At 52.1% G+C, this 25,124-nt stretch carries 19 protein-coding genes and 4 tRNA genes; 10 read left to right on the top strand and 13 right to left on the bottom strand.

Annotated elements, in window-relative coordinates:
* Positions 1-40 precede the first annotated feature (40 nt).
* From uvrD to lptM, 6 genes are all read right to left on the bottom strand, one after another.
* Positions 41-2,203 (bottom strand): DNA helicase II, encoded by a 2,163-nt coding sequence (gene uvrD / locus ACJHYR_RS20420; protein WP_000383420.1) that lies wholly within the window; start codon positions 2,201-2,203, stop codon positions 41-43.
* Between the two features lie 83 nt (positions 2,204-2,286).
* The gene (gene yigB, locus ACJHYR_RS20425; protein ID WP_001213584.1) at positions 2,287-3,003 is read right to left on the bottom strand and encodes a 5-amino-6-(5-phospho-D-ribitylamino)uracil phosphatase YigB; all 717 of its coding nucleotides are present in this window, start codon (positions 3,001-3,003) and stop codon (positions 2,287-2,289) included.
* The gene (gene xerC, locus ACJHYR_RS20430; RefSeq protein ID WP_000130699.1) at positions 3,003-3,899 is read right to left on the bottom strand and encodes a tyrosine recombinase XerC; all 897 of its coding nucleotides are present in this window, start codon (positions 3,897-3,899) and stop codon (positions 3,003-3,005) included. Before xerC ends, yigB begins: the two co-directional genes overlap by 1 nt.
* The gene (locus ACJHYR_RS20435; protein WP_000812796.1) at positions 3,896-4,603 is read right to left on the bottom strand and encodes a DUF484 domain-containing protein; all 708 of its coding nucleotides are present in this window, start codon (positions 4,601-4,603) and stop codon (positions 3,896-3,898) included. Before ACJHYR_RS20435 ends, xerC begins: the two co-directional genes overlap by 4 nt.
* Positions 4,600-5,424: a diaminopimelate epimerase gene (dapF, locus tag ACJHYR_RS20440; RefSeq protein WP_001160654.1), complete on the bottom strand. Its 825-nt coding sequence runs from the start codon at positions 5,422-5,424 to the stop codon at positions 4,600-4,602. The genes ACJHYR_RS20435 and dapF overlap by 4 nt, the downstream gene beginning before the upstream one ends.
* Positions 5,425-5,460: 36 nt before the next feature.
* Entirely contained in the window at positions 5,461-5,664 is a 204-nt protein-coding gene (lptM, locus tag ACJHYR_RS20445; protein ID WP_000799889.1) for an LPS translocon maturation chaperone LptM, read from the bottom strand.
* Positions 5,665-6,012: 348 nt separating this feature from the next.
* Here lptM and ACJHYR_RS20450 point away from each other — a divergent pair, with 348 nt between their 5' ends.
* The 5 genes from ACJHYR_RS20450 (at position 6,013) to cyaY (ending at position 12,144) form a co-directional block, all read left to right on the top strand.
* Entirely contained in the window at positions 6,013-6,567 is a 555-nt protein-coding gene (locus tag ACJHYR_RS20450; protein ID WP_000522548.1) for a DUF3304 domain-containing protein, read from the top strand.
* A gap of 371 nt (positions 6,568-6,938) precedes the next feature.
* The gene (locus tag ACJHYR_RS20455) at positions 6,939-8,381 is read left to right on the top strand and encodes a hypothetical protein (protein ID WP_001586485.1); all 1,443 of its coding nucleotides are present in this window, start codon (positions 6,939-6,941) and stop codon (positions 8,379-8,381) included.
* The gene (locus ACJHYR_RS20460; RefSeq protein ID WP_000867004.1) at positions 8,378-9,688 is read left to right on the top strand and encodes a DKNYY domain-containing protein; all 1,311 of its coding nucleotides are present in this window, start codon (positions 8,378-8,380) and stop codon (positions 9,686-9,688) included. The genes ACJHYR_RS20455 and ACJHYR_RS20460 overlap by 4 nt, the downstream gene beginning before the upstream one ends.
* A 60-nt stretch (positions 9,689-9,748) precedes the next feature.
* Positions 9,749-11,776, top strand: a complete 2,028-nt coding sequence (locus ACJHYR_RS20465; RefSeq protein WP_410233138.1) for a hypothetical protein — start codon at positions 9,749-9,751, stop codon at positions 11,774-11,776.
* A gap of 47 nt (positions 11,777-11,823) precedes the next feature.
* On the top strand, positions 11,824-12,144 hold the full coding sequence (gene cyaY, locus ACJHYR_RS20470) for an iron donor protein CyaY (protein ID WP_000999950.1): 321 nt from the start codon (positions 11,824-11,826) through the stop codon (positions 12,142-12,144).
* 39 nt (positions 12,145-12,183) lie between these two features.
* Here cyaY and cyaA read toward each other — a convergent pair whose 3' ends face one another.
* A complete protein-coding gene (cyaA, locus tag ACJHYR_RS20475; RefSeq protein ID WP_000281696.1) occupies positions 12,184-14,730 on the bottom strand; it encodes a class I adenylate cyclase in 2,547 nt (848 codons plus the stop codon).
* Positions 14,731-15,116: 386 nt separating this feature from the next.
* Here cyaA and hemC point away from each other — a divergent pair, with 386 nt between their 5' ends.
* The 5 genes from hemC to aslA all read left to right on the top strand — a co-directional run bounded on the left by hemC (position 15,117) and on the right by aslA (position 21,579).
* Positions 15,117-16,058: a hydroxymethylbilane synthase gene (hemC, locus tag ACJHYR_RS20480; protein ID WP_001303155.1), complete on the top strand. Its 942-nt coding sequence runs from the start codon at positions 15,117-15,119 to the stop codon at positions 16,056-16,058.
* The gene (gene hemD / locus ACJHYR_RS20485; protein ID WP_000026054.1) at positions 16,055-16,795 is read left to right on the top strand and encodes a uroporphyrinogen-III synthase; all 741 of its coding nucleotides are present in this window, start codon (positions 16,055-16,057) and stop codon (positions 16,793-16,795) included. The genes hemC and hemD overlap by 4 nt, the downstream gene beginning before the upstream one ends.
* Positions 16,796-16,816: 21 nt before the next feature.
* The gene (gene hemX / locus ACJHYR_RS20490) at positions 16,817-18,046 is read left to right on the top strand and encodes a uroporphyrinogen-III C-methyltransferase (protein ID WP_000139072.1); all 1,230 of its coding nucleotides are present in this window, start codon (positions 16,817-16,819) and stop codon (positions 18,044-18,046) included.
* Positions 18,047-18,048: 2 nt separating this feature from the next.
* The gene (hemY, locus tag ACJHYR_RS20495) at positions 18,049-19,245 is read left to right on the top strand and encodes a protoheme IX biogenesis protein HemY (RefSeq protein ID WP_059328036.1); all 1,197 of its coding nucleotides are present in this window, start codon (positions 18,049-18,051) and stop codon (positions 19,243-19,245) included.
* A 678-nt stretch (positions 19,246-19,923) separates the two neighbouring features.
* Complete coding sequence (gene aslA / locus ACJHYR_RS20500; RefSeq protein WP_000395858.1) at positions 19,924-21,579, top strand: arylsulfatase AslA; 1,656 nt, start codon at positions 19,924-19,926, stop codon at positions 21,577-21,579.
* Between the two features lie 90 nt (positions 21,580-21,669).
* Here aslA and ACJHYR_RS20505 read toward each other — a convergent pair whose 3' ends face one another.
* From ACJHYR_RS20505 to thrP, 6 genes are all read right to left on the bottom strand, one after another.
* Positions 21,670-22,905, bottom strand: a complete 1,236-nt coding sequence (locus ACJHYR_RS20505) for an anaerobic sulfatase maturase (RefSeq protein ID WP_000941553.1) — start codon at positions 22,903-22,905, stop codon at positions 21,670-21,672.
* Between the two features lie 146 nt (positions 22,906-23,051).
* Positions 23,052-23,128: transfer RNA gene (locus ACJHYR_RS20510), tRNA-Pro, on the bottom strand.
* A gap of 42 nt (positions 23,129-23,170) precedes the next feature.
* Positions 23,171-23,257, bottom strand: a tRNA-Leu gene (locus ACJHYR_RS20515).
* Positions 23,258-23,277: 20 nt separating this feature from the next.
* Positions 23,278-23,353: transfer RNA gene (locus ACJHYR_RS20520), tRNA-His, on the bottom strand.
* A 58-nt stretch (positions 23,354-23,411) separates the two neighbouring features.
* Positions 23,412-23,488, bottom strand: a tRNA-Arg gene (locus ACJHYR_RS20525).
* A 102-nt stretch (positions 23,489-23,590) separates the two neighbouring features.
* Positions 23,591-24,976, bottom strand: coding sequence for a bifunctional threonine/serine APC transporter ThrP (gene thrP, locus ACJHYR_RS20530; RefSeq protein WP_000774739.1), 1,386 nt, complete (start codon positions 24,974-24,976; stop codon positions 23,591-23,593).
* Between the last annotated feature and the right edge of the window lie 148 nt (positions 24,977-25,124).

Genomic DNA, 25,124 nt, shown 5'->3' on the forward strand with positions numbered 1-25,124 from the left:
CTGATGCGGGATGCGGTGTGGCGCACCGCATCCCGCAACGTCACACCGTCTCCAACCGGGCATAAGCCGCCACCAGCCATTTAATACCCTGGCCCTGAAATGCCACCTGCAAACGGCTATGCTCACCGCTGCCTTCCATATTGACGATGGTGCCTTCACCAAACTTAGCGTGGCGTACGCGCTGGCCGAGCTTGTAGCCGCTGTCGTTCTCGACCATCGGCGTACCCATCCGTTGATGGCTGACCGGGCGGCTTACCGTGGCGCGCAGGCGCACCTCTTCCACACACTCTTCCGGCAGCTCGCCGATAAAGCGCGACGGGCGATGGTAAACCTCTTTGCCATACAGACGGCGGGTTTCCGCGTAGGTCAGCGTCAGTTTCTGCATCGCGCGGGTTACGCCAACGTAGGCCAGACGGCGTTCTTCTTCCAGACGTCCGCCTTCATCCAGCGACATCTGGCTTGGGAACATGCCTTCTTCCATACCAACGATAAACACCTGCGGAAACTCCAGCCCTTTCGCCGAGTGTAGCGTCATCAACTGCACCGCATCCTGCCAGGTATCCGCCTGCCCCTCGCCCGCTTCCAGTGCCGCATGGGAGAGGAATGCCTGCAGCGGCATTAAATCTTCGTCTTCTTCGTTGTAGCTGAACTGGCGCGTCGCCGTTACCAGTTCCTCTAAGTTTTCGATACGCGTCTGGCCTTTTTCGCCTTTCTCCTGCTCGTACATGGTGCGCAGGCCGGAGTCTTTAATTACCCGGTCAGTCTGTACATGCAGCGGCATATCGGCAGTTTCCTGCGCTAAGGCGTCGATCAGTTCCATAAACCGCTGTAAGGCACTGGCAGCACGTCCGGCGAGGGCTTTTTCCTGCAACAGTTCACGACATGCCTGCCACAGCGTTAACTGGCGATCGCGCGATGTCTGACGTACCACGTCCAGCGTCCGGTCACCAATACCCCGCGTTGGTGTATTCACCACGCGCTCAAAGGCCGCGTCGTCATTACGGTTGGCAATCAGGCGCAGATACGAGAGCGCATCTTTGATTTCCTGGCGTTCGAAGAATCGCATCCCGCCGTAAATACGGTACGGCATACTTGCCTGTAACAGTGCTTCTTCCAGCACACGCGACTGGGCGTTGCTGCGGTAGAGAATGGCGCACTCGGCAAGCGCCCCGCCTTTGTCCTGCCAGGTTTTGATACGGTTAACCACAAAACGCGCTTCATCGAGTTCGTTAAAAGCGCAATAGAGGGAAATAGGCTCACCATCCGCGCCATCGGTCCACAGTTTTTTACCCAAACGCCCGTTGTTGTTTTCAATCAGGGCGTTCGCGGCGCTCAGAATATTGCTGGTAGAGCGGTAGTTCTGCTCCAGACGGATAGTTTCAGCACCGGGGAAATCATTGAGGAAACGCTGAATATTCTCCACCTGCGCTCCGCGCCAGCCGTAGATTGACTGATCGTCATCGCCAACGATCATCACTTTGCCGGTATCGCCCGCTAGCAGGCGGATCCACGCATACTGAATGTTGTTGGTATCCTGGAATTCGTCCACCAGGATATTGGTAAACCGTTCGCGATAGTGCTGAAGGATATACGGCTTGTTAAGCCACAACTCGTGAGCACGTAGCAGCAGCTCGGCGAAGTCCACCAGGCCCGCGCGGTCACACGCTTCCTGATACGCCTGATACACCTTCTGCCAGGTCTGCTCCACCGGATTACCGTAGCTTTGAATATGATGTGGACGCAGGCCTTCATCTTTCTGGCTGTTGATGTACCACATTGCCTGGCGCGGCGGCCACTGCTTCTCGTCGAGGTTCATCGCCTTGATTAGGCGTTTGAGCAGGCGTAGCTGGTCCTCGCTGTCGAGGATCTGAAAATCCTGCGGCAGATTGGCGTCCATATGGTGCGCACGCAGCAGACGGTGCGCCAGCCCGTGGAAGGTGCCGACCCACATGCCGCCCTGGCTGGTGCCCATCAGCTGCCCGATACGATGACGCATCTCCGCCGCCGCTTTGTTGGTAAACGTTACCGCCATAATCGAATATGGCGAGCAGTTTTCCACGCTCATCAGCCAGGCGATACGATGCACCAGTACGCGCGTCTTACCACTGCCCGCGCCCGCCAGCACCAGAAGGTTGCTGCGTGGCGCGGCCACCGCTTCGCGCTGTTTGTCATTAAGGCTGTCGAGCAGGTAAGAAACGTCCATTGGCACCGCCGCGTAAAAATAGGTTGGGCGGAGAAGCGCAACGCCCTCCGCCAAAAAGCTGGGTATATATACAGATTTGCTGATTATATCAGCGAGGTCAGAGATGCCAACCGGGAAATTTCCAGATGCGGCAGTAAACGGCTGTCCCAGGTTTGCATCAGATCGCCATTTTCCGGTCTGATCCAACAGGCCTGCATTCCGCTGCGAATTGCCCCACCCACGTCAGTGGTGAGATCATCCCCGACATGTAAGATCTCGCCGATCGGCACGTTGAGTTTTTCCGCCGCCAGGAAGTACATATCGCTGAACGGTTTTGAGCGCCCGTGCGGGCCAGCACGCAGCACAAACTCAAAATAATCCCCCAAACCAAACAGTTCCGGCTGGGCGTTACCGTTGGTGATCGCCACCAGCGGCCATTTCTTCGCCAGCTGTTTTAAGGTGTCGTGGGTTTGCTGCGGAACGTCGATCCGGCTACGCCATTTGGCAAAGTTGATCATTGCCGCGTGTGCGCCTGCACTGGCTTCTTCGGCACTCAGCCCGGCGTCGAGCATCGCTTGTTCAATCGAACGAAAACGCCAGCGCGTCACGTCGTGATAAATCTCGGGTTCCGCTTCCCGTACCGCCTGACGCAGACGTTGCAGATCTTCATTCTGGAAGCTGCGCAGCGCCGGATGGTAATTTTGCACAAAGGTAAGCGCCTCTCGCTCGGTGCGCAAAATCACCGGACGGTTATCGTAAAGGGTATCATCCAGGTCAAAGGTGAGCGCCGAGATGCGCCCCAAAGGCCGGTAAAAACGCATTATTTCCCCCGTTTGGCGCGTGGATGCGCCGCATCGTACACCGAGGCAAGGTGTTGAAAATCAAGATGAGTATAGATTTGCGTGGTGGAGAGGTTGGCATGACCCAGCAGCTCCTGCACACCACGAAGATCGCCGCTCGACTCCAGCATATGCGTAGCGAACGAGTGACGTAATTTATGCGGGTGAACGTGATTATTCAGCCCTTGTTTGATGCCCCATTCGGCAAAGCGTTTCTGCACATTACGCGCGGAGATACGCTTGCCCAGTTTCGACAGAAAAAGCGCGTCGTCTTCGCTACCAAACAGGTCGCGCAAATCAAGCCAGTGCTCAATCCACGCCACAGCGTTGCGACCAATCGGCAGGCGGCGCTCTTTGCTGCCTTTTCCCATCACCCACACTTCACCAGACTCCAGGTCGAGGTGTTTGATATCGAGCCCCACCAGTTCGGAAAGACGCAGACCCGCGCCGTACATCACTTCCAGCATTGCCCGATCGCGCACGGCGAGGGGATCGTTGATATCAATATCCAGCAGCCGATTCATATCATCGACGTCGATGTTTTTCGGCAGATGACGCGGCGCTTTCGGTACCGAAACACCTTTCGCCGGGTTGGCTTTGAGTTCGTTCTGGCTGACCAGCCAGTCAAAAAAGCTACGTAGCGCAGAAAGCCGTAACGCCAGACTTGCTGCTCCCAGCCCTTTACGGCGACTGCGTACAGCAAAATTGCGCACCATCGTCACATCACATTGCTGCCAGCTTTGCAGGCCGTTTTCGCTGGCAAAATTGATGATCGCCTCAAGCTGACGCTGGTAGTTAAGCAGGGTTATCGGGCTTAGCTGGCGCTCCACGCTCAGATAACGTAGGTAGCGTTCTACATCGGTGTGTAAATCGGTCATACGCGTTCAATCCAACGCTCCAGAAGCTCCGGCAACATCAGCGCAATTTCATGAAGTAACTGCGTTCCCTGCCCTTGTTGATAGTGACTGGCATCGCGACTGGTAAACAGCACAACACCCAAATCAGCATCGCTTCCCAGCATCGACATCGCCACCGATCCCACCGCTTTCGCTTCAGGTAGCACCACCAGCAACTCCGGCCCGTTAAGCGGCCCAAGATAGTGCTGTTCCTGCCCCAGACGCTGAATACGCAGCGGTTCGAAAGACTGACGGCTTAATGCCAGATGAGTGTGGTTCGACGGCGCACCTAAGCGCCAGCGATCTGGAAACAGGCGCAAACTCGCCCCTGCCAGGCCGAGATCGCGCGCCCAGCGGTGAAAGCGCATCAGCATATCATCGAGACTGCTGGCGGCGGTGAGACTACGCTGCAAGTAGAGTAAGCGATAAAACAGGCCTTCGTTGGCAATAGCCTGTTCCATCAACAGCGCCATGTTCTCTTCCAGAACATGAATATGATTACGTGCGCGGGCCATGTGCCATTCGACCAACGAAACGGTGCCGCGTACCGGATGCGGCACACGTATCGCTTCAACTGCGCGCGCATTGCGGATAAAAAACTCAGGATTTTTAATCAGATAATCGACAACCGCCCGGTCATCAAGCTCCGTGAGTGTTTCCTGCAGTTCTTCCCCTGGTTGCTTCATAGATGAATAAATCCGTCGTAGACATGTACCGCCGGGCCAGTCATATATAACGGGTGACCCGGACCTTTCCAGGCGATATCAAGACGACCGCCGGGGAGTTCCACGCGTACTTCTTCGGCCAGCAAACCTTGCTGAATCCCTACCGCCACCGCCGCACATGCGCCGCTGCCGCAGGCCTGGGTTTCTCCTGCCCCACGCTCATAAACGCGTAAACGAATATGCTCGCGCTTAACCACTTGCATAAAACCGATATTGGCGCGCTCCGGAAAACGCTCATGGCTTTCCAGAACAGGACCAAGCGTTTCTACCGCCGCGGTATCGACATCATCGACCTGAATCACGCAGTGCGGATTTCCCATCGACACCACGCCACATAAGATTGTCTGCTCGGCGGCGCGCATAATATAGGTCTTTTCCGCTTTGTTAGCGCGAAACGGCACAGCGGAAGGTTCGAAGTTGGGCTCGCCCATGTTTACGCGAACCAGATCATCATCGGTGACGGTCAGAACCATCCGCCCGTTGGCGGTGCTGACGCGGATATCGCGCTTATTGGTCAGCCCTTTCAGACGCACAAAACGGGCAAAGCAGCGCGCGCCGTTGCCGCACTGCGCCACTTCACTGCCATCGGCATTGAAAATGCGATAGTGAAAATCCAGTTCAGGATCATACGGTGGCTCAACCACCAGCAGTTGGTCAAACCCTACCCCCAGGTGCCGATCCGCCAGGCGACGAATCAGCTCCGGTGAAAAAAAGACATTCTGCGTTACCGCGTCGACGACCATAAAATCGTTGCCAAGGCCATGCATTTTCGAGAACTGCATCATTTACTCCAATCACGCGGGTACAGAAACTGACTTTTAGTAATTCACCTGGGATGGACCATCGCCAGTGGCGCGGTCGTTTTTATCCGGCACTGTGGATTGCGTTTGCGTCTCTACCGGTTTGGTCGGCGGTGGTGCGTTTTTATCTGCAGGCGGGAAATAGAGCGGACCTTTCAGACCGCAGCCCGTCAGGCTGAAGAGAGTAAGTAATACAGTGAGTGCCTTAAACACGTTTTTCATTATGGATTGCCTGTAAAGTTCATCGCTTTCTGCTTTCTATCATCGCAGGAGAAGGCGTAAAAGCAAGCGTTTAGCGACTCTTTATGAAGTCTGAAAAGTGAGGAAATGCTGCGAGTATAACGCTTACACGTGGCGATTTATGTTTTGCTGGTAGTTTCGTGATCAACACCTCGTGCCAGGATGGCTTTATGCACTATCGCAATGTGGTTTGTTTGTTGTCTTGTTCGTTGTTTTTATCGTCGGCATGGGGCTTTTAAAAGAGTGGCGCACCATGCAATTTCGTTGTCTGACCTTAGTCGCCAGTGACATACAGCTTTGCCAACCTGGTGATAAGAGGGAAAAAATCTGATGGGGCTATTTACCCAACTGGAAAAATTTGACCAAAAGCTTACGCGCGGTTATGCCCGCTGGGGGCGCTGGGTATGGCGGACGTTAATTGTCGTTCCAATACTGGTCGTATTGTGGAATATAGGGCAGGCAGTATGGGGAGGACCAAGAGGTGGAGTGATTCTGGAAATCCACAGTGAAATTGACCGCCCGATACTGGGATTCAGTGTTAACGGCGTGGCGGGCGCGAATGCTTTTGCGAATGGTGGCGGTTCAATCACCTGTTGCGGTGATGTCAGTGGGGATACGGCAGAGGTTATCTGGACATTAAGTACTACTCGTACACAGTATAATGCTGGAATGCGTCTGGAGAAACGCAATATGACGTTACCTCTCCCAAAAAGAGAATGGGGAGAAAATTATCTGCACGTGCATTTTATGCCTGGCGATAAAGTGTTGCTGGGGTGGAGTAAAGATTCTTTTTCTCCGTATGAAGATCTTCACAACGGGGGGTACAAGACCCGCGTTCGGCAGGATGTGAAAGATAAACTTTATGGCACAGGAAAAATGAATTGATAGATTTCTATAAAAATCACGTTCGGCAGAAAGCGTAATAATGTGGCGAATGTTAGATACCCGTGGTGGAACCTGGGTACAACTCGTGAAAGACAATAAAGAAGGCAACGGGGGGCGGAATCCCACCTTGCCTCCCTTCCAGGGGTCAATCCGGAATATTTTTATGCTATTAGCCGTACTATGGGGCAGTTCCGGGATTGTATTTATATCGTGAATGAAAACATCACCTTTATTCCAGCAACTATCAGAAAATAGCGATGACCTTTATGGATTCTGAAAAGTGACGATTTGCTGCGAGAGTTACGCTTACTTGTGAGGATTTATGTTCTGCTGGTAGTTTCGTGATCGGCACCTCACGCCAGGATGGCTTTATGCACTTTCGCAATGTGGTTTGTTTGTTGTCTTGTTCGTTGTTCTTATCGCCTGCCTGGGGATGTAAGCTTTCATCTGTGGATCCCAATGAGTATCAGCAACAGGGAAAAGGCGTGGTGTACCTGCGCCCTAATCAAAACACCAATCTTTCGCTACCGAACGTGAATTACAAGCGCCTGCGTCGGTTGGCGAATTTGTTAATTGACCCAGCGACACTGGAAGATTGGGAGGAAATACCGCCGTTAACCGATCTGTCTACTGATTATGATGTGAGGGGCGCAAATGCCTGGTATCCTCATTACTCCTGGCATAGCGATGGTCGCTATATTATTTACGCTGGCAAGATAGTGCAAAATCCTGCGGGTGCACCGCCGGTTGACGTCACGTCATTCAAGGCTTGGGGTGATTTTGCCGCTGATAAAAATAGCCTCTATTTCAGAGGCGAACGCACGGATGACAATGGTGGTGACAAGCCTTTAGATAGCAAAACACTGCATCAGATGAATTTACCGCCGCCATGGGAACCTGACGTCCTCGGGCTGATATTGCGTGATGCTAACTTCCTGTATATCAACGGGCATCGTATTGCTGAGACCAATAGTTTCCGCGTGCTGGCGCAAAAGTCCTGGGATAAGCACGGAAAATTTTCCATGAAGTTTAGCTGCATTCGCAAACCATTCGGCCCCTGGGATACGCTGGCTCGTACACAGACGAAGATTATGCTCAACGGCGAACAACTGGATGCCGACCCGGATACCTTCACCGTTGTGCGCTGGATACCTGAAGCATTAATAAGCTGGCGAGATAAAAACGGCTTTCACCGAAAGGTACTGGATCAATATGCCCTGGACAGCAATGAGGAATATAGCTGCGGTAGTTTCAATGTAAAGGAACACCGCGTCACCTGGCGTAGTAGCTTCCCGGGTAAGGGAGCAGAATGCCAACAAGAAGAGATTCCCGGCCTCGATCCTGAACAGTTTCACCCAATTAGCGATGCTGTCGCGCAGTATCAGGACAAGCTGTACGTCATCGAAACAACGCCATTTGACGAGCTCAAGCTGAATATTGTTACGCTTGATGACCCGAAACTGATTATTAATAAGCGCTTCAACGCCGGGAAGCGTCACGGTTACTTGCTCACAAGAAAGGGAGACGAGTTTGGGGATTCTGGTTTACAGGTGTTTGAATCCGCCGGGCCGCTCATTTTATTTGATAACCACATCCCCAGCGAACGGGAAGCGCATCAGGTTAGCAGCAACCCTTATATCCAAAAATGGTTAGCCCGCGACGACAAATATGTTTATCGCTTCGATGGCATGCAGCTCTGGCGCTATCACACCGCAGATCCCCGAGCCGTGCGCGTCGTGAACGATCAACTCGATGGCAAAATTAACGGTGATGGCGAGTTTATACCCACTCCGCGCGATGAGGCTAAAAAATGAAAGTGATGAAAAAAAGTATCTCACTGGCGCTCATCCTGTTGGGGTACACGGTGGCAATTCCGGCCGTCCAGGCTGAAGGGTACGAATACTACTCTAACCAGGGAGCCCTGGTTTACGGTTCAAACTTCGGGGGACAAAAGAAAATCATTGCCAAGTTTACGGGAATTAACAGACGCGATTTGTACCCTGTGGAAAATATCTCTGGCGAGCAGGAACGATATATTATCGAAGATGAAGTCACCACAATTAAAGAGGAGTACCACTGGATAACGGACGGTCACGTCATTCTCTGGCGAGGGAAAATCGTGAGTAATCCTCCCGGTACGCCAATGGTCGATGTTGCCAGCTTTAAGGCTCTGGGCCGCTTCGCCGTCGATAAATACAGTCTCTATTTTGACGGTCAGCGCACCGAAAGCAATAGCGGTGCTTCGAAGGTGGACCTGGCAACCCTAAAAGCTATCGAAGATAACAGCAGCACGCTGGTTGACCGACATAACCTTTATTTATTGGGACGCAGGCAGGCCAGTAGCGACGATTTCAGCGTACTACAAAGTAAATTGTGGGGGGATATCGAGCGGTTCCGCCCACGCAATGAAGGGGCTACCTCCCGCGACCTGCTTATTCGTCATCGCCAGGATGTGTTTCTCAATGGTCAGCGCATTGCAGACGTTGATGCTGACACCTTTCACATCATTCGATGGATCCCCAATTCATTATTGGTCTACCGCGACAAACATGGTGAGCACCGTTACGCCTATGGCAACCCGGCCGGAAAAATGGCAACGACCGATGATGCGAATTCGTTTGAAATCGGTGAAAAAACCGTCCGCTGGCGCAGGCAACTCGCGCGGGATGACGCCTGGCCCACGCAACTCTCGTGGGATGTCATATGGGGGGCCTGGCAGGATATTCCCAATGTTGATCCGGAACAGTTCCATCTGATCACTGACCGCATCGCGCAGTATCAGGATCGTCTGTATATCATCAAACTGTCGCCAGTTGGCGAAGACCAGCTTAACGTTATCACCCTGGATACCCCTGATTTAGTGGTTGATCACGTCTTCAATGGTGGGAAAAAGCACATTTATATTATCAAGGACAGAGCGTGGGTGCAGGATGTTCATGTGATTGCTACCCACGGTCCACTCACCATGGCTGAGAGTTTCGCCTGGGACGATCGCTATGTATATGCCTGGCGGGGCCAGCGACCTTCCAGAACTGAATCGCCATGTCCGGAGCAAACCGTTGAGCAGGATGATGGCATAGTCATTAAGACCGAAGCATCAGAGTGCCACCGCACGCCGTAAAATGGGTCATTATTTTTAACGGGTAGTTTCATGATCAACACCTCGCGCCAGGATGGCTTTATGCACTATCGCAATGTGGTTTGTTTGTTGTCTTGTTCATTGTTTTTATCGTCGGCATGGGGATGTCGGCTTTCCGCGCCTGAACATAATATTTACCAGAAACAGGGAAAAGGCGTGGTATACCTGCGCCCTTATAAAGAAACAAATCTTTCTCTTCCTGACGTGAATTACAAAAGTTTGCGCCGTTTACCCAATTTATTAATAGACCCGACAACACTAGACGAATGGGATAAAGAACCGCCTCTGACTGATTTGACAACCGACTACCTCTATGAGGGCGCACAGGCCTGGTATCCTCATTATTCCTGGCATAGCGATGGTCGCAATATCCTCTACGCGGGTGAAGTTGTGCAAAACCCTCCCGGCACACCTCCCGTCGATGTCGCCTCGTTCAAGGCATGGGGTGATTTTGCCGCAGATAAACACAGTCTCTATTTTGAAGGCAAGCGCACCGATGACAATGGCGGAGAAAATAGTCTAGATATCAAAACGCTGCATCAGGTGAAATTCCGTTCCCCCTGGAAACCTGACTTACTGGGGCTGATATTACGTGACGCTAATTTCTTGTATATCAATGGGCATCGCCTCGCTGACCCCGAGAGTTTCCGTGTGCTGGCGCAAAAGTCCTGGGATCGGCGAGGAAAGTTTTCCGCCGAGTTTAACCCCTGCGTTGCCGTACCATTTGGCCCCTGGGATACGTTAGCCCGTACACGGACCAAAATCATAATCAATGGCGAACAGCTTACAGCCGACCCAGAGACATTTACTGTCGTGCGCTGGATGCCCAGTTCGTTATTAACCTGGCGTGATAAAAACGGGCTGCAGCGTAAAGTGCTGAATCAGGGAAATCTGGACAAAGATAGGGCAAATAGCTGTGCAACGTTCAATTTACAGGAACACTTTGTTTCATGGCGCAAAGGGCCAGAATGTCAGCAAGAAGTCCTACCCGGCCTCGATCCAGAACAATTTCACCCTCTTAGTAATACCGTTGCTCAGTATCAGGACAAGCTGTACACCATCAAAAAAACGGAATTTGGCGAAAATAGGCTAGATATCGTCACACTGGATAATCCTGGTTTGGTGATAGATAAACGCTTTAACGCGGGAAGAACTCACGGCTATTTATTGACCAAATTACCAGCTGATGGTGAAGAAGAAGATGGCCTCCAGGTATTCGAGTCTTCCGGGCCGCTTATCCTGATGGATTATCGTGTTCCTGACGAGCATGAGGCTCACCTTAGCGATAGCCCCCATTACAAGAAATGGTATGCACACGACGATCGTTATGTTTACGCATTCGATGGCTCACAGCTTTGGCGCTACCCAACTCCCAATACCAAAGCCGTGCGGGTGAAATGGAAAACCAAAGATTCAGGATATGGCTATTGGGCAAACTACCGTAGTGGTGAGCTTGACGGCAGACTTCTTGAGGATGGTGCGTTTATTCCAACGGGAATCCCCTATAACTCATCCGTTAACATTGCTCAATATTCTGATGGCGAAGGCTCTTTTCTCGTCGGCGAAACCGATGTTAGCTGGCGTAAGCTTCGCTCTACAGACCAGCAATGGAGTCAATGGGAGAAACTCCCCGATATTGACCCGAAAGCATTTCATCCCATCACCGATCGTGTCGCGCAGTACAAAAATCATCTGTACATTGCGAAATTGTCTCCTTTTGGTGAAGACACCCTGGAAATAATAACGCTCGACTCTTCTGCACCTTTCCTGAAACAACGAATTAACGCCGGGAAAGGCCATGGTTACTTTATGCGCTCTTCCCGTTTACGCGATGATATTCAAATTTTTGCTATTGATGGACCATTGAAAACCACCGAACGTTTCGCTTATGACAATCGCTATGTTTATACCTGGATCGGTAGCCAACTTTATCGAACCGCATCGCCCTGTCCGGCCAGGACACGTAATCTGGATCAGAACATGTTTTCATCCAATGATGACATCATCATCCTGAAGACGGAGGAAGAGTGCTACAAAACACCAGACATTGAGCAAACTTTGAAGCCCTGACCCCATGCCGCTATACTGCCGCCATCACTTAAAAACAGGATACAACAATGAACGACAGTGAATTTCATCGCCTGGCTGATCAACTGTGGCTGACCATTGAAGAGCGTCTGGACGACTGGGATGGCGATAGCGATATCGACTGCGAAATCAACGGCGGTGTACTGACCATTACCTTTGAAAACGGGAGCAAAATCATTATCAACCGTCAGGAACCGCTGCACCAGGTGTGGCTGGCAACCAAACAGGGCGGCTACCATTTTGATATGAAAGGCGATGAGTGGATTTGCGATCGTAGCGGCGAAACCTTCTGGGATTTGCTGGAACAGGCGGCGACGCAGCAGGCGGGTGAAACAGTCAGTTTCCGCTAAGATTGCATGCCGGATAAGCCTCGCTTTCCGGCACGCTCATCACGAAAAATACTGCTGTAATAGCGGCGTGTCGTGATCCTGATTGGCAGGCGGCATGTTGCCGATAGATTTGGTGCGGAACGGAATCACCTGTTCACGACCATCAACCTTCACAATCTGATAGAACTGCGGCAGGTTGAAGTTGATGAAGCTTGAGCCGTAGGTAAAACGGTCGTGCGATGACGAGTAGAAGCGACTGACGTCACGCACCAGCTCCTCTTTGCTGCCTTCGCAGTGGTGATACACCTCAACCCGGTTGCTTTCGTCGAGAATGTAGATATTAAAGCCATTCTCGTCTTGCGTTTCTTCGAAAAAGAACTGGATGATCCCTTCGCTGGCAAAGCCGTCCACCACCGCCGGTAATTTGACGTGATTGGTTTCAACCTGCACTGACAGGCCGTGCAGTTTGTTATGCGAAATAGCGCCATAAAACTCGATGGCATTTTCTAGTTTCTGTACCGATACATTCAGGCGTTCGAAGAATAAGCCCCAGGTTTGACCAGAAACGCGCAGCGCCTTGAAGCGCCCGGTTTCCTGGCGGGTGCTGGAAAGACGCAGTTCAATGCACTCAGAAACCAGTTGCTGTACACGAGTACGGATTAATCCGCGCAGATGCTGGCTGTAGCAGAAGACTTCCACGCTATCTGGCGGTGCGGCGTCCTGATGCATTTTGCCGAGAATAGTTTTCAGGGCTTCGATCATCGACTGCTCGCCGTTGAAGTGCAGCGTACGCACTTCGTTCCACGAGTTGCGGTACAGCAGGTCAACGCTACCTACCAGGCAATTTTGATTCTCGCCAAAGCTGAAGACATCCAGCTTACGGAAATCAAAATGCACCACCTGATTGCGGAACGCAGCTGTCGGGTCATATTCCAGGTTAACGATAATCGCCAGATGGCGGATCTCACACGGGCTGTAGAGCGCCTTCGGTGTCGGTGCAGGTAAGCGCAGCGGGAAATGGTGCGACACGTCGGCGACCATCTCCTGCAACTTAGGCAAATCGACAATGCCGTTACCTTTAATATACAAACGGGTGCGCGAGGTCAGCAGGCCGTTAAACCACGCCCAGGCCACTAGCTTATTAAGATAACGGTTATATTCCAGCGGCTGATGGCTGATGATCGACTCAATATTTGGCGCGCGGTTATACAGATACCAACCTGAACGGTTAGCCCGGCCCGGCGGCACATAAATAAAGGTCAGATTCGGCTCCGAGAGATCGGGCGAAATCTGCGGGTTTACCAGCGTCACTTTACCTGGCAATGCTTCAAACGCGGCATACAGTTTACGCGTCAGTACGCCGATATCCTGCGGACTGGCGGAGACGCTAAGGTTATTGCGACGCGCAAAGCGGATCAGATTACGGTAGCTCTGCATCATTGCGTCGAGCAGCTCGTTGTGCGCCTCACGCACCTGATCAATCTTCCAGTTAGCGCGGTTATCGAGCATTGCCAGACGAGCATCGTCCCATTCCCACTCTTTCACTAACTGGGTTAGCACTTCACGACGCCAGCCTACGCAAGCGCGTTCACGGCTGAGTTTTTCGCACACTTTTAAATAGAAGCAGCGGCGTACTAAATCCAGACGGGTGAAATCTTCAATCGCCGTCAGGTACTCAGTAACACGCTCCAGCATCATGCAGTAAGGATCGAGGCCAAACGATACAATCTCGCCGTCGTGCAAACGCTGTTTGATATCTTTCGCCAGCAGTCGTGGGTTGGGGTATTCCCAGGAATAGGCTTCCAGTAGCAGTGTTTTCAGCACCGCTTTGTATGGGGAATCGATACTCTTATAGAGCTGCCAAAGGCTGGCACCAAAGTACTCTTCGGCAGAAAGTGAGCTTAAGCCGCCGAGATCCAGCCATTCATTTGGCGTCAGCACGCCCTGCGCGTAAAGCGTCATCACATAGTCATCGTAATGCTCTTCTTCGTCGCACGGCACCATATTCCACAGAATACGCTTACCGGCGAGACGCACGGCGGTACGATAAAATTCGTCAAGCAGCAGTATATGCTGGGTGGAGCCACAATCTTCGCCCCCCAGGCTGCCGCTTTCATTATGACGGAAGCGATTTTCATCAATCAGGAAGAAGCTAACTTCCACGCCCAGCGAGGCGGCCCAGCTTTCCAGCAGGCTGCATTTACGTTGTAGTAACTGGCGCTCTTCGCTATCAAGCCAGGATTGATGACAGACCCAGATATCCAGGTCAGAGGAACAACTTTGCCCTACGGACGAGGTGCTGCCCATGGTGTATACACCAGTAATTGGAAGCTCACCTTTCGGCGGATCCTGTACTGACATTCCACGATACAGTTCAAGCTCGTTCAGGTAGTGGCGTTGAGTTTCATCAGGCGTGTAAAGGCAAATGCCTTTGGGAACGTTACCATCAAGGTAACCCGGCATTAGCGGATGGTGATAGTGCAACAATGTCGGCAGTAGACTGTAGACCTGTTGGAATGCAGGCCCCATAGCAGCAAGCGCGCGATCCACACGCAATTGATTTATGGCATCCAGTCTCTGTTTCAGAGTCTCAATATAGAGGTACAAGACGTATCGCCTGATTTGCTACCCGTCATGACTGTGATTCCGCCAACATCAACGGTAACACGCGGCATTCGGGATATTTCGTATGTCAAAGGTAACCGTTACCACTTTTCGCGCCTGGTTTTTTTAGTTTCACGACGAAAAAATGGTCTAAAACGTGATCAATTTAACACCTTGCTGATTGACCGTAAAGAAAGATGCGCTACATACAAGTGTAGCACCGTTTATTCTCTGTAAATTCCTTATTACGACGGCGTGAAACGCCTGTCAGGATCCACTGCCAGACCTCATTTTACGGTTTGCGCAGGCGTCTACGTTTCACCACAACACTGACATCGCTCTGGCAAGGATGTTAGGATGGACCACGGATGATAATGACGGTAACAAGCATGTTAGACAATGTTTTAAGAATTGCCACACGCCAAAGCCCACTTGCACTCTGGCAGGCACACTATGTCAAAGACAAGTTGATGGCGAGCCATCCGGGCCTGGTCGTTGAACTGGTACCGATGGTGACGCGCGGCGATGTGATTCTTGATACGCCGCTGGCGAAAGTAGGCGGAAAAGGCTTATTTGTAAAAGAGCTGGAAGTCGCGCTCCTCGAAAATCGCGCCGATATCGCCGTACATTCAATGAAAGATGTGCCGGTTGAATTCCCGCAAGGTCTGGGACTGGTCACTATTTGTGAGCGTGAAGATCCTCGCGATGCCTTTGTGTCCAATAACTATGACAGTCTGGATGCGTTACCGGCAGGCAGTATCGTCGGGACGTCCAGTTTACGTCGCCAGTGCCAACTGGCTGAACGCCGCCCGGATCTGATTATCCGCTCCCTGCGCGGCAACGTCGGCACTCGCCTGAGCAAACTGGATAACGGCGAATACGATGCCATCATTCTTGCCGTAGCCGGACTAAAACGTTTAGGTCTGGAGTCACGCATTCGCGCCGCGTTGCCACCCGAGATTTCTCTTCCGGCGGTAGGACAAGGTGCGGTGGGCATTGAATGCCGCCTTGATGATACACGCACTCGCGAGCTGCTTGCCGCGCTGAATCACCACGAAACTGCACTGCGCGTTACCGCAGAACGCGCCATGAATACCCGTCTCGAAGGCGGATGTCAGGTACCAATTGGTAGCTACGCCGAGCTTATTGATGGCGAAATCTGGCTGCGTGCGCTGGTCGGCGCGCCGGACGGTTCGCAGATTATTCGCGGTGAACGCCGCGGTGCGCCGCAAGATGCCGAACAAATGGGGATTTCGCTGGCAGAAGAGCTACTGAATAACGGCGCGCGCGAGATCCTTGCTGAAGTCTATAACGGAGACGCCCCGGCATGAGTATCTTGGTCACCCGCCCGTCTCCCGCTGGAGAAGAGTTAGTGAGCCGTCTGCGCACACTGGGGCAGGTGGCCTGGCATTTTCCGCTGATTGAGTTTTCTCCGGGTCGACAATTACCGCAACTTGCTGATCAACTTGCAGCGCTGGGGGAGAGGGATCTGTTGTTTGCCCTCTCGCAACACGCGGTTGCTTTTGCCCAATCACAGCTGCATCAGCAAGATCGTAAATGGCCCCGACTACCTGATTATTTCGCCATTGGACGCACCACCGCACTGGCGCTACATACCGTAAGCGGACAGAAGATTCTCTACCCGCAGGATCGGGAAATCAGCGAAGTCTTGCTACAATTACCTGAATTACAAAATATTGCGGGCAAACGTGCGCTGATATTACGTGGCAATGGCGGTCGTGAGCTAATTGGGGATACCCTGACGGCGCGCGGTGCTGAGGTCACTTTTTGTGAATGTTATCAACGATGCGCAATCCATTACGATGGTGCAGAAGAAGCGATGCGCTGGCAATCCCGCGAGGTGACGACGGTCGTTGTTACCAGCGGTGAAATGTTGCAGCAACTCTGGTCGCTGATCCCACAATGGTATCGTGAGCACTGGTTACTACACTGTCGACTATTGGTCGTCAGTGAGCGTTTGGCGAAACTCGCCCGGGAACTGGGCTGGCAAGACATTAAGGTCGCCGATAACGCTGACAACGATGCGCTTTTACGGGCATTACAATAACTCTCATAACAGGAAGCCATAATGACGGAACAAGAAAAAACCTCCGCCGTGGTTGAAGAGACCAGGGAGGCCGTGGACACCACGTCACAACCTGTCGCAACAGAAAAAAAGAGTAAGAACAATACCGCATTGATTCTCAGCGCGGTGGCTATTGCTATTGCTCTGGCGGCGGGCGTCGGTTTGTATGGCTGGGGTAAACAACAGGCCGTCAATCAGACCGCCACCAGCGATGCCCTGGCTAACCAACTGACGGCATTGCAAAAAGCCCAGGAGAGCCAAAAAGCCGAGCTGGAAGGCATTATCAAGCAACAGGCTACGCAGCTTGAACAGGCGAATCGTCAGCAAGAAACGCTGGCAAAACAGTTGGATGAAGTCCAACAAAAGGTCGCCACCATTTCCGGCAGCGATGCTAAAACCTGGCTGCTGGCTCAGGCCGATTTTCTGGTGAAACTCGCAGGACGGAAGCTGTGGAGCGATCAAGACGTCACGACCGCTGCAGCGTTGCTGAAAAGTGCAGATGCCAGCCTGGCGGATATGAATGACCCGAGTCTGATTACCGTTCGTCGGGCAATTACCGATGATATCGCCAGCCTTTCTGCGGTATCGCAGGTGGATTATGACGGCATCATCCTTAAGCTTAATCAGCTTTCAAATCAGGTAGATAACCTGCGTCTGGCTGATAATGACAGCGATGGTTCGCCGATGGATTCCGACGGTGAAGAGCTTTCCAGTTCCATCAGCGAATGGCGTATCAATCTGCAAAAAAGCTGGCAGAACTTTATGGACAACTTCATTACGATTCGCCGTCGTGATGACACCGCCGTACCGCTGTTAGCGCCAAATCAGGATATCTATCTGCGCGAAAATATTCGCTCCCGCCTGCTGGTCGCGGCACAAGCCGTACCGCGTCATCAGGAAGAGACTTATCGCCAGGCGCTGGAGAACGTCTCCACCTGGGTACGTGCTTACTACGATACTGATGATGCCACCACCAAAGCGTTCCTCGACGAGGTGGACCAGTTAAGCCAGCAAAATATCTCGATGGATCTCCCGGAAACCCTGCAAAGCCAGGCGATGCTGGAAAAACTGATGCAGACTCGCGTGCGTAACCTGCTGGCACAACCGGCAGCGGGGACAACGGAAGCTAAACCTGCACCTGCACCTGCACCTGCACCTGCACCTGCACCTGCACCTGCACCTGCACCTGCACCGCAAGCTGATACTCCGGCAGCCGCGCCGCAAGGAGAATAACCATGCTAAAAGTGTTATTGCTCTTTGTTTTGCTGATTGCGGGGATAGTGGTTGGCCCGATGATTGCCGGTCATCAGGGTTACGTATTGATTCAGACCGACAACTACAATATTGAAACCAGCGTCACTGGCCTGGCGATTATTTTGATTCTGGCGATGGTAGTGCTGTTTGCCATTGAGTGGCTACTGCGGCGGATCTTCCGCACAGGCGCACACACCCGTGGGTGGTTTGTCGGACGTAAGCGTCGCCGTGCCCGTAAGCAGACCGAACAGGCGCTGCTGAAACTAGCGGAAGGCGATTATCAGCAAGTTGAAAAGCTGATGGCGAAAAATGCCGATCACGCTGAACAACCGGTGGTGAACTATCTACTGGCTGCCGAAGCCGCGCAACAACGTGGTGATGAAGCACGCGCCAACCAACATCTGGAACGCGCAGCGGAGCTGGCCGGCAATGACACCATTCCGGTAGAAATCACCCGTGTACGTCTTCAACTGGCCCGTAATAAAAACCATGCTGCACGCCACGGCGTGGATAAGCTGCTGGAAGTTACGCCACGCCATCCGGAAGTATTACGTCTGGCGGAACAGGCGTATATCCGCACTGGTGCATGGAGTTCGCTGCTGGATATCATCCCATCAATGGCGAAAACCCACGTTGGCGATGAAGAACATCGTGCAATGCTGGAACAACAGGCATGGATTGGCCTGATGGATCAGGCGCGTGCCGATAACGGTAGCGAAGGTTTGCGTAACTGGTGGAAAAACCAAAGCCGGAAAACGCGTCATCAGGTGGCGTTGCAGGTGGCAATGGCGGAACATCTTATTGAATGTGACGATCATGATACTGCCCAGCAAATTATCATCGACGGCCTGAAACGCCAGTATGACGATCGCCTACTGCTGCCGATCCCGCGTCTGAAAACCAATAACCCGGAACAGCTTGAAAAAGTGCTGCGCCAGCAAATCAAAAACGTCGGCGATCGCCCGCTGTTGTGGAGCACACTGGGTCAGTCGCTGATGAAGCACGGAGAATGGCAGGAAGCATCGCTCGCCTTCCGCGCAGCGCTGAAACAACGTCCGGACGCCTACGATTACGCATGGCTTGCCGACGCGCTGGACAGACTGCACAAACCAGAAGAAGCTGCAGCGATGCGCCGCGACGGTTTGATGTTAACGTTGCAGAACAACCCGCCACAGTAGTTCTTTCTCACCCGGAGGCAAGCACCTCCGGGACCTTTCTGATACATAAAAAAACGCCTGCTCTTATTACGGAGCAGGCGTTAAAACAGGTCTGTATGACAACAAGTGGGTGCTTCACTCAACGTTGTGTCCATGGTGTCTGATGAGGCATAAGCGACATCTGTCAGTGGACGATAAGCACCGTAAACGGCTCTGCGTCATTCCGGAGTTTATGAGGCACTAAGGCGAACATAAGAGATGGAATGAGCATCTACTCGTTTATTATGCCACAGAGAACCGGGAAATAACATCCCTTAACACTTGTTATGAGATAATTCTGTAATCCTCTTTGCTTCCTGAGTAATAACTTCCTGAGTGAATATTTCTCCTGCGCACGATTCTACACATATATATAATGAATAATAAAAGTCATTTAATTAATAACATATATATTAATTGCCGTTAAAACTAAAAACAGCATCAATAATCAACGCGATATAACATCACCGCCTTACATATCACCTGCGCCAGAGGTAGGATTGAAAACGCTCTCCTGATTTTCCAATTCATTTTCTGGATAAATAAATAATTTATTTTCATCACTATTATTTATGCAATCATCCTGTCAGGGAGAGGGATCTCAATTATCAATGCTTAATTACGTCATCATTTTGACGACATGAAACCGGAGCATTTTGCATGGAATTTTCGTTTTCACCCAAACTTCTTGTTGTGGCTGTCGCCGCCGCTCTTCCACTCATGGCCAGCGCAGCAGATACCCCATCAACCGCCACCGCACGCAAAGGCTTTGCCGGATACGATCACCCAAACCAGTATCTGGTTAAACCGGCGACCACTATTGCCGACAACATGATGCCGGTGATGCAGCATCCTGCACAAGACAAAGAAACCCAGCAGAAGCTGGCAGAACTTGAGAAAAAAACCGGTAAGAAACCGAACGTGGTTGTTTTCTTGCTGGATGATGTGGGCTGGATGGATGTTGGCTTTAACGGCGGTGGCGTGGCGGTGGGTAACCCTACACCAGATATCGATGCCGTTGCCAGCCAGGGGCTGATTTTAACTTCGGCGTATTCTCAACCGAGTTCTTCCCCAACCCGCGCCACGATTCTTACCGGACAATACTCCATCCACCACGGCATTCTGATGCCGCCAATGTACGGGCAACCGGGCGGTCTGCAAGGGTTAACCACTCTGCCGCAGTTGCTGCACGATCAGGGCTACGTCACTCAGGCCATCGGGAAATGGCATATGGGGGAAAACAAAGAGTCGCAGCCGCAGAACGTTGGCTTTGATGATTTCCGCGGCTTTAACTCGGTGTCCGATATGTATACCGAATGGCGTGATGTTCATGTCAACCCGGAAGTCGCCCTGAGCCCGGATCGTTCTGAATACATCCAAAAACTGCCGTTCAGCAAAGATGACGTTCATGCCGTGCGCGGCGGTGAACAGGAAGCCATTGCCGACATTACGCCGAAATATATGGAAGACCTGGATCAACGCTGGATGGAATATGGCGTTAAGTTCCTCGACAAGATGGCGAAGAGCGATAAGCCTTTCTTCCTCTACTACGGCACTCGCGGCTGTCACTTCGATAACTACCCAAATGCGAAATATGCGGGTAGCTCTCCGGCGCGCACCTCTTACGGCGACTGCATGGTGGAGATGAACGATATCTTCGCCAATCTGTATAAAGCACTGGAGAAAAACGGTCAGCTTGATAACACACTGATTGTGTTCACCTCTGATAACGGTCCGGAAGCCGAAGTTCCGCCGCACGGTCGCACGCCGTTCCGCGGTGCGAAAGGTTCTACATGGGAAGGCGGTGTTCGTGTGCCAACCTTCGTTTACTGGAAAGGCATGATCCAACCGCGTAAATCTGACGGCATTGTCGATCTGGCGGATCTCTTCCCTACGGCGCTGGATCTGGCGGGGCATCCTGGGGCGAAAGTAGCGAATTTAGTACCGAAAACCACCTTTATCGATGGTGTGGACCAGACATCTTTCTTCCTGGGAACAAATGGTCAGTCTAACCGTAAGGCCGAGCACTACTTCCTCAACGGTAAACTTTCTGCTGTGCGTATGGATGAGTTCAAGTATCACGTCCTGATCCAGCAACCGTACGCGTATACCCAGAGCGGGTATCAGGGTGGATTCACCGGCACAGTAATGCAAACGGCGGGATCGTCTGTGTTTAACCTGTACACCGATCCGCAGGAAAGCGACTCCATCGGCGTGCGCCATATCCCAATGGGTGTACCGCTACAGACCGAAATGCACGCGTATATGGAGATCCTGAAAAAATATCCACCACGCGCACAGATTAAATCTGATTAAGCCGGCGCTATCGCTGAGATCTACCTTTGCCGGATGCGATGCTGACGCATCCGACAATCAACCGCAGGCGGCCACAAAATGGCCGCTTTTTTACTTATTCACCACCATCAAATGCGCCTGCATAATGTCGCTGGCCGGACGACCGTGCGCCAGCAAATCAGCCATTGCTTTAAGATATGGCGGTAGATGGCGGAAATAACGCTGATACCCGGCACACAAATAATTCAGCCCCGGTTTGCCGCTGGCATCGAGCATAAAGCGGTGTTTCGGACAGCCTCCCCAGCACGCTTTTAACACGTTGCAACTGCGACACTGCGCCGGTAACTGCTTAAATTTATCTTCACCAAACACCTGCTGTTGCGGGGAATCTACCATTTCTGCAATTGTCTGCTGAAGCATATTCCCCAGTCGATATTGCGGATAAACATAGTGATCGCAGGCGTAAACGTCGCCGTTGTGTTCAACAATCACCGAGCGCCCACAGGTTGGCTGATGATGGCAAACCGCTCCTGGCGCACCGACAAAATTGGCAAACGCCCATTCGATATTCATCACGAAAATCTTGCCGACGTCGCGTTTGATCCAGTGGTCGAATATCGCCACCAAAAATTCACCGAACTCATCGGGGCGTACCGACCATTCCGTCAGTTCGCCCTGAATATCGCCGGGAGCATGTAGCTTAAGTCCAGCATGAGCAGCCGTTTCATCAGCCAGGCGCTCGACCACCGGAATAAACTGGATGAACTCAGCGCCTGCATCACACAGAAAATCATAGACTTGCAAAGGTTGTAACGCACTGGTGCGATTGACGCAGACCAGCACGTTATAGTCGACATGATGTTTTTGCAGGAGCGTCAGGGCACGCATCACCAGCTTATGCGTGGGTCTGCCACCTTTGGTCACGCGATATTGATTGTGGATCTCAGCCGGACCATCCAGCGATAACCCTACAAGAAAATGATTTTCTGCCAGAAATGCACACCATTCGTCATCAAGCAGAACGCCGTTAGTCTGGAAGCTGTTACTTATCTTCCTGCCAGCACCATATTTCGCCTGTAGCGCCACGGCACGGCGGTAAAAATCCAGCCCGAGTAACGTTGGTTCGCCGCCCTGCCAGGTAAAAGCCACTTCGTTTTGGGTTTCGCTGGCAGCGATATAGTGACGGACATACGCTTCCAGCGTGTCATCGTCCATATGCGTGACTGGCTTTTCGCGGTAAAGGGATTGTTTTTCGAGATAAAAACAGTAGTCACAGTTCAGATTACAATCGGAACCGCTCGGTTTCGCCATCACATGAAAAGCACGCGTTGGAACCTGTTGCAGCATGGTCGCTCCTTGCCTGAAGTCATCCTTCAATAAGTTAAGGGCGAAATCATACCGTGGCGCAATGAGTTATTACGGGCGTTTATTGCGAAGGGAAAGTGACGAAATGCACAGAAAACAAAAAACCCCGCCGAAGCGGGGTTCAAAATTGGTCGGCGAGAGAGGATTCGAACCTCCGACCCACTGGTCCCAAACCAGTTGCGCTACCAAGCTGCGCTACTCGCCGAAATACTGCTTTTTGAATTTTTAGTTCAATTCTTTAAAGTCGTGGTGCGAGGGGGGGGACTTGAACCCCCACGTCCGTAAGGACACTAACACCTGAAGCTAGCGCGTCTACCAATTCCGCCACCTTCGCATTGTCACAACTTCTAATAATGGGGTGGCTAATGGGATTCGAACCCACGACAACTGGAATCACAATCCAGGGCTCTACCAACTGAGCTATAGCCACCACTACAAATCTTGTTACGCGGTATTACTACCACCGCAGCTCAAGCGCCGGGACTAAATGGCGCGCCCGACAGGATTCGAACCTGAGACCTCTGCCTCCGGAGGGCAGCGCTCTATCCAGCTGAGCTACGGGCGCTTAGCGCCGTTGCGGGGGTGGATAATACGGACTTCCCACCCCTCTGTCTAGTCCCTTTTTAAATAAATTGCGCGTTTGGTTACGGTTTGTGCGTTTTGCTGCTTATTCCTCCAGTTTATGCGCTTTCCCGTGGCGATTAAGCCCAAAAATTTTATAAATCGCCGTCACCGCCAGCATAAAGATGATGCCGACAAACAGCGACATACGCGTATCTTCATTAAAGTACATGCCGATCAAAACGCAAATCAGGAATGCCATTGTTACGTAGTTGGCCCACGGGAACAGGATTGAGCGGAACGGATGGCTGGCAATCGCCGCTTTATGCGCACGACGAAAACGCAGCTGGCTTATCAATATCACAAACCATGGCACCATCCCCGGAAGCACGCTGGCACTGTAGACGTAGACAAACACACGCTGCGGATTGGGAATGATGTAGTTCAGGCATGAGCCAATTAACAGGATAGCAATAGATACTGCCACACCCGCAACCGGTACGCCGTGACGGGAAACTTTCGCCATCGCCGTCGGTAACTGACGGTTTTTCGCCAGTGCGTAGAGCATACGTCCGCAACTGTACATGCCGCTGTTACAGCCAGAGAGCGCAGCCGTCAGCACCACAAAGTTGATAATGCCCGCCGCTGCGGTAATGCCGATTTTGGCGAAAGTCAGTACGAACGGGCTACCGTTGCTGCCTATTTCATTCCACGGGAAGATGGTGACGATAACGAAAATCGCGCCTACGTAGAAAATCAGGATACGCCACAGCACTTTGCCTACGGCACTGCGCAGCGTCACCTGCGGATTCTTCGCTTCACCGGCAGTAATGCCAATCAGCTCCACGCCCTGGTAGGACGCCACCACAATACACAATGCGGTCAGGAACCCTTTCCAGCCACCCGCAAAGAAACCGCCATGCTCTGTGAGGTTGCTAAAACCAATCGACTGCCCGCCATTGCCAAAGCCAAAGAAAATCACGCCCAGGCCAATGACAATCATCACGATAATCGTGGTGACTTTGATCATCGCGAACCAGAACTCGATTTCGCCGTACAACCGCACCGCCGCCAGATTCGCCAACGCCACCAGCGCCACCGCGATCAATGCGGGTATCCACTGCGCCATCTCCGGGAACCAGAACTGGACATAAACGCCAATGGCGGTGATTTCTGAGATCCCCACCGCCATCCACATAAACCAGTAAGACCAGGCGGTGAGATAGCCAAAAAACGGGCTCATATAACGATGCGCATAAACGGCGAACGAACCGGTAACCGGTTCGAGGAACAACATTTCGCCCATTGAACGCATGATGAAAAAGACGAACAGCCCGGCGATGATATAGGCCAACAATACGGATGGCCCGGCCCATTTCAGGGTACTGGCGGCCCCCATAAACAGGCCGACGCCAATGGTGCCCCCCAGGGCGATGAGTTCGATATGTCGAGCTTCCAGCCCACGCTGTAGCTCTGGTTTGTTATCTGCCATAAATCCTCGTGTTGTGTTTGCATGCTTTCCGGTGTTACCGGTTATCGTTATGGGTACATCGAGTGTTGCGAATGTTTTCGTAATTCAGGAGAAATGGCAAATAAAGCATTAAAAATTTGAATGCTTTGTGTAATAAAAAAGCAGACAG

Origin of the sequence: Escherichia sp. WS1450 (assembly GCF_046487395.1) — a bacterium.
Classification (GTDB): Bacteria; Pseudomonadota; Gammaproteobacteria; order Enterobacterales; family Enterobacteriaceae; genus Escherichia; species Escherichia coli.

Bases quoted from the DNA above. Each gene is read 5' to 3' on its own strand.
- uvrD (WP_000383420.1), bottom strand. From the start codon at position 2,203: ATGGACGTTTCTTACCTGCTCGACAGCCTTAATGACAAACAGCGCGAA.
- hemC (WP_001303155.1), top strand. From the start codon at position 15,117: ATGTTAGACAATGTTTTAAGAATTGCCACACGCCAAAGCCCACTTGCA.
- hemY (WP_059328036.1), top strand. From the start codon at position 18,049: ATGCTAAAAGTGTTATTGCTCTTTGTTTTGCTGATTGCGGGGATAGTG.
- hemX (WP_000139072.1), top strand. From the start codon at position 16,817: ATGACGGAACAAGAAAAAACCTCCGCCGTGGTTGAAGAGACCAGGGAG.
- hemD (WP_000026054.1), top strand. From the start codon at position 16,055: ATGAGTATCTTGGTCACCCGCCCGTCTCCCGCTGGAGAAGAGTTAGTG.
- ACJHYR_RS20460 (WP_000867004.1), top strand. From the start codon at position 8,378: ATGAAAGTGATGAAAAAAAGTATCTCACTGGCGCTCATCCTGTTGGGG.
- lptM (WP_000799889.1), bottom strand. From the start codon at position 5,664: ATGAAAAACGTGTTTAAGGCACTCACTGTATTACTTACTCTCTTCAGC.
- ACJHYR_RS20465 (WP_410233138.1), top strand. From the start codon at position 9,749: ATGCACTATCGCAATGTGGTTTGTTTGTTGTCTTGTTCATTGTTTTTA.
- ACJHYR_RS20435 (WP_000812796.1), bottom strand. From the start codon at position 4,603: ATGAAGCAACCAGGGGAAGAACTGCAGGAAACACTCACGGAGCTTGAT.
- ACJHYR_RS20505 (WP_000941553.1), bottom strand. From the start codon at position 22,905: ATGCTGCAACAGGTTCCAACGCGTGCTTTTCATGTGATGGCGAAACCG.
- ACJHYR_RS20455 (WP_001586485.1), top strand. From the start codon at position 6,939: ATGCACTTTCGCAATGTGGTTTGTTTGTTGTCTTGTTCGTTGTTCTTA.
- thrP (WP_000774739.1), bottom strand. From the start codon at position 24,976: ATGGCAGATAACAAACCAGAGCTACAGCGTGGGCTGGAAGCTCGACAT.
- cyaY (WP_000999950.1), top strand. From the start codon at position 11,824: ATGAACGACAGTGAATTTCATCGCCTGGCTGATCAACTGTGGCTGACC.
- yigB (WP_001213584.1), bottom strand. From the start codon at position 3,003: ATGCGTTTTTACCGGCCTTTGGGGCGCATCTCGGCGCTCACCTTTGAC.
- ACJHYR_RS20450 (WP_000522548.1), top strand. From the start codon at position 6,013: ATGGGGCTATTTACCCAACTGGAAAAATTTGACCAAAAGCTTACGCGC.
- xerC (WP_000130699.1), bottom strand. From the start codon at position 3,899: ATGACCGATTTACACACCGATGTAGAACGCTACCTACGTTATCTGAGC.
- dapF (WP_001160654.1), bottom strand. From the start codon at position 5,424: ATGCAGTTCTCGAAAATGCATGGCCTTGGCAACGATTTTATGGTCGTC.
- aslA (WP_000395858.1), top strand. From the start codon at position 19,924: ATGGAATTTTCGTTTTCACCCAAACTTCTTGTTGTGGCTGTCGCCGCC.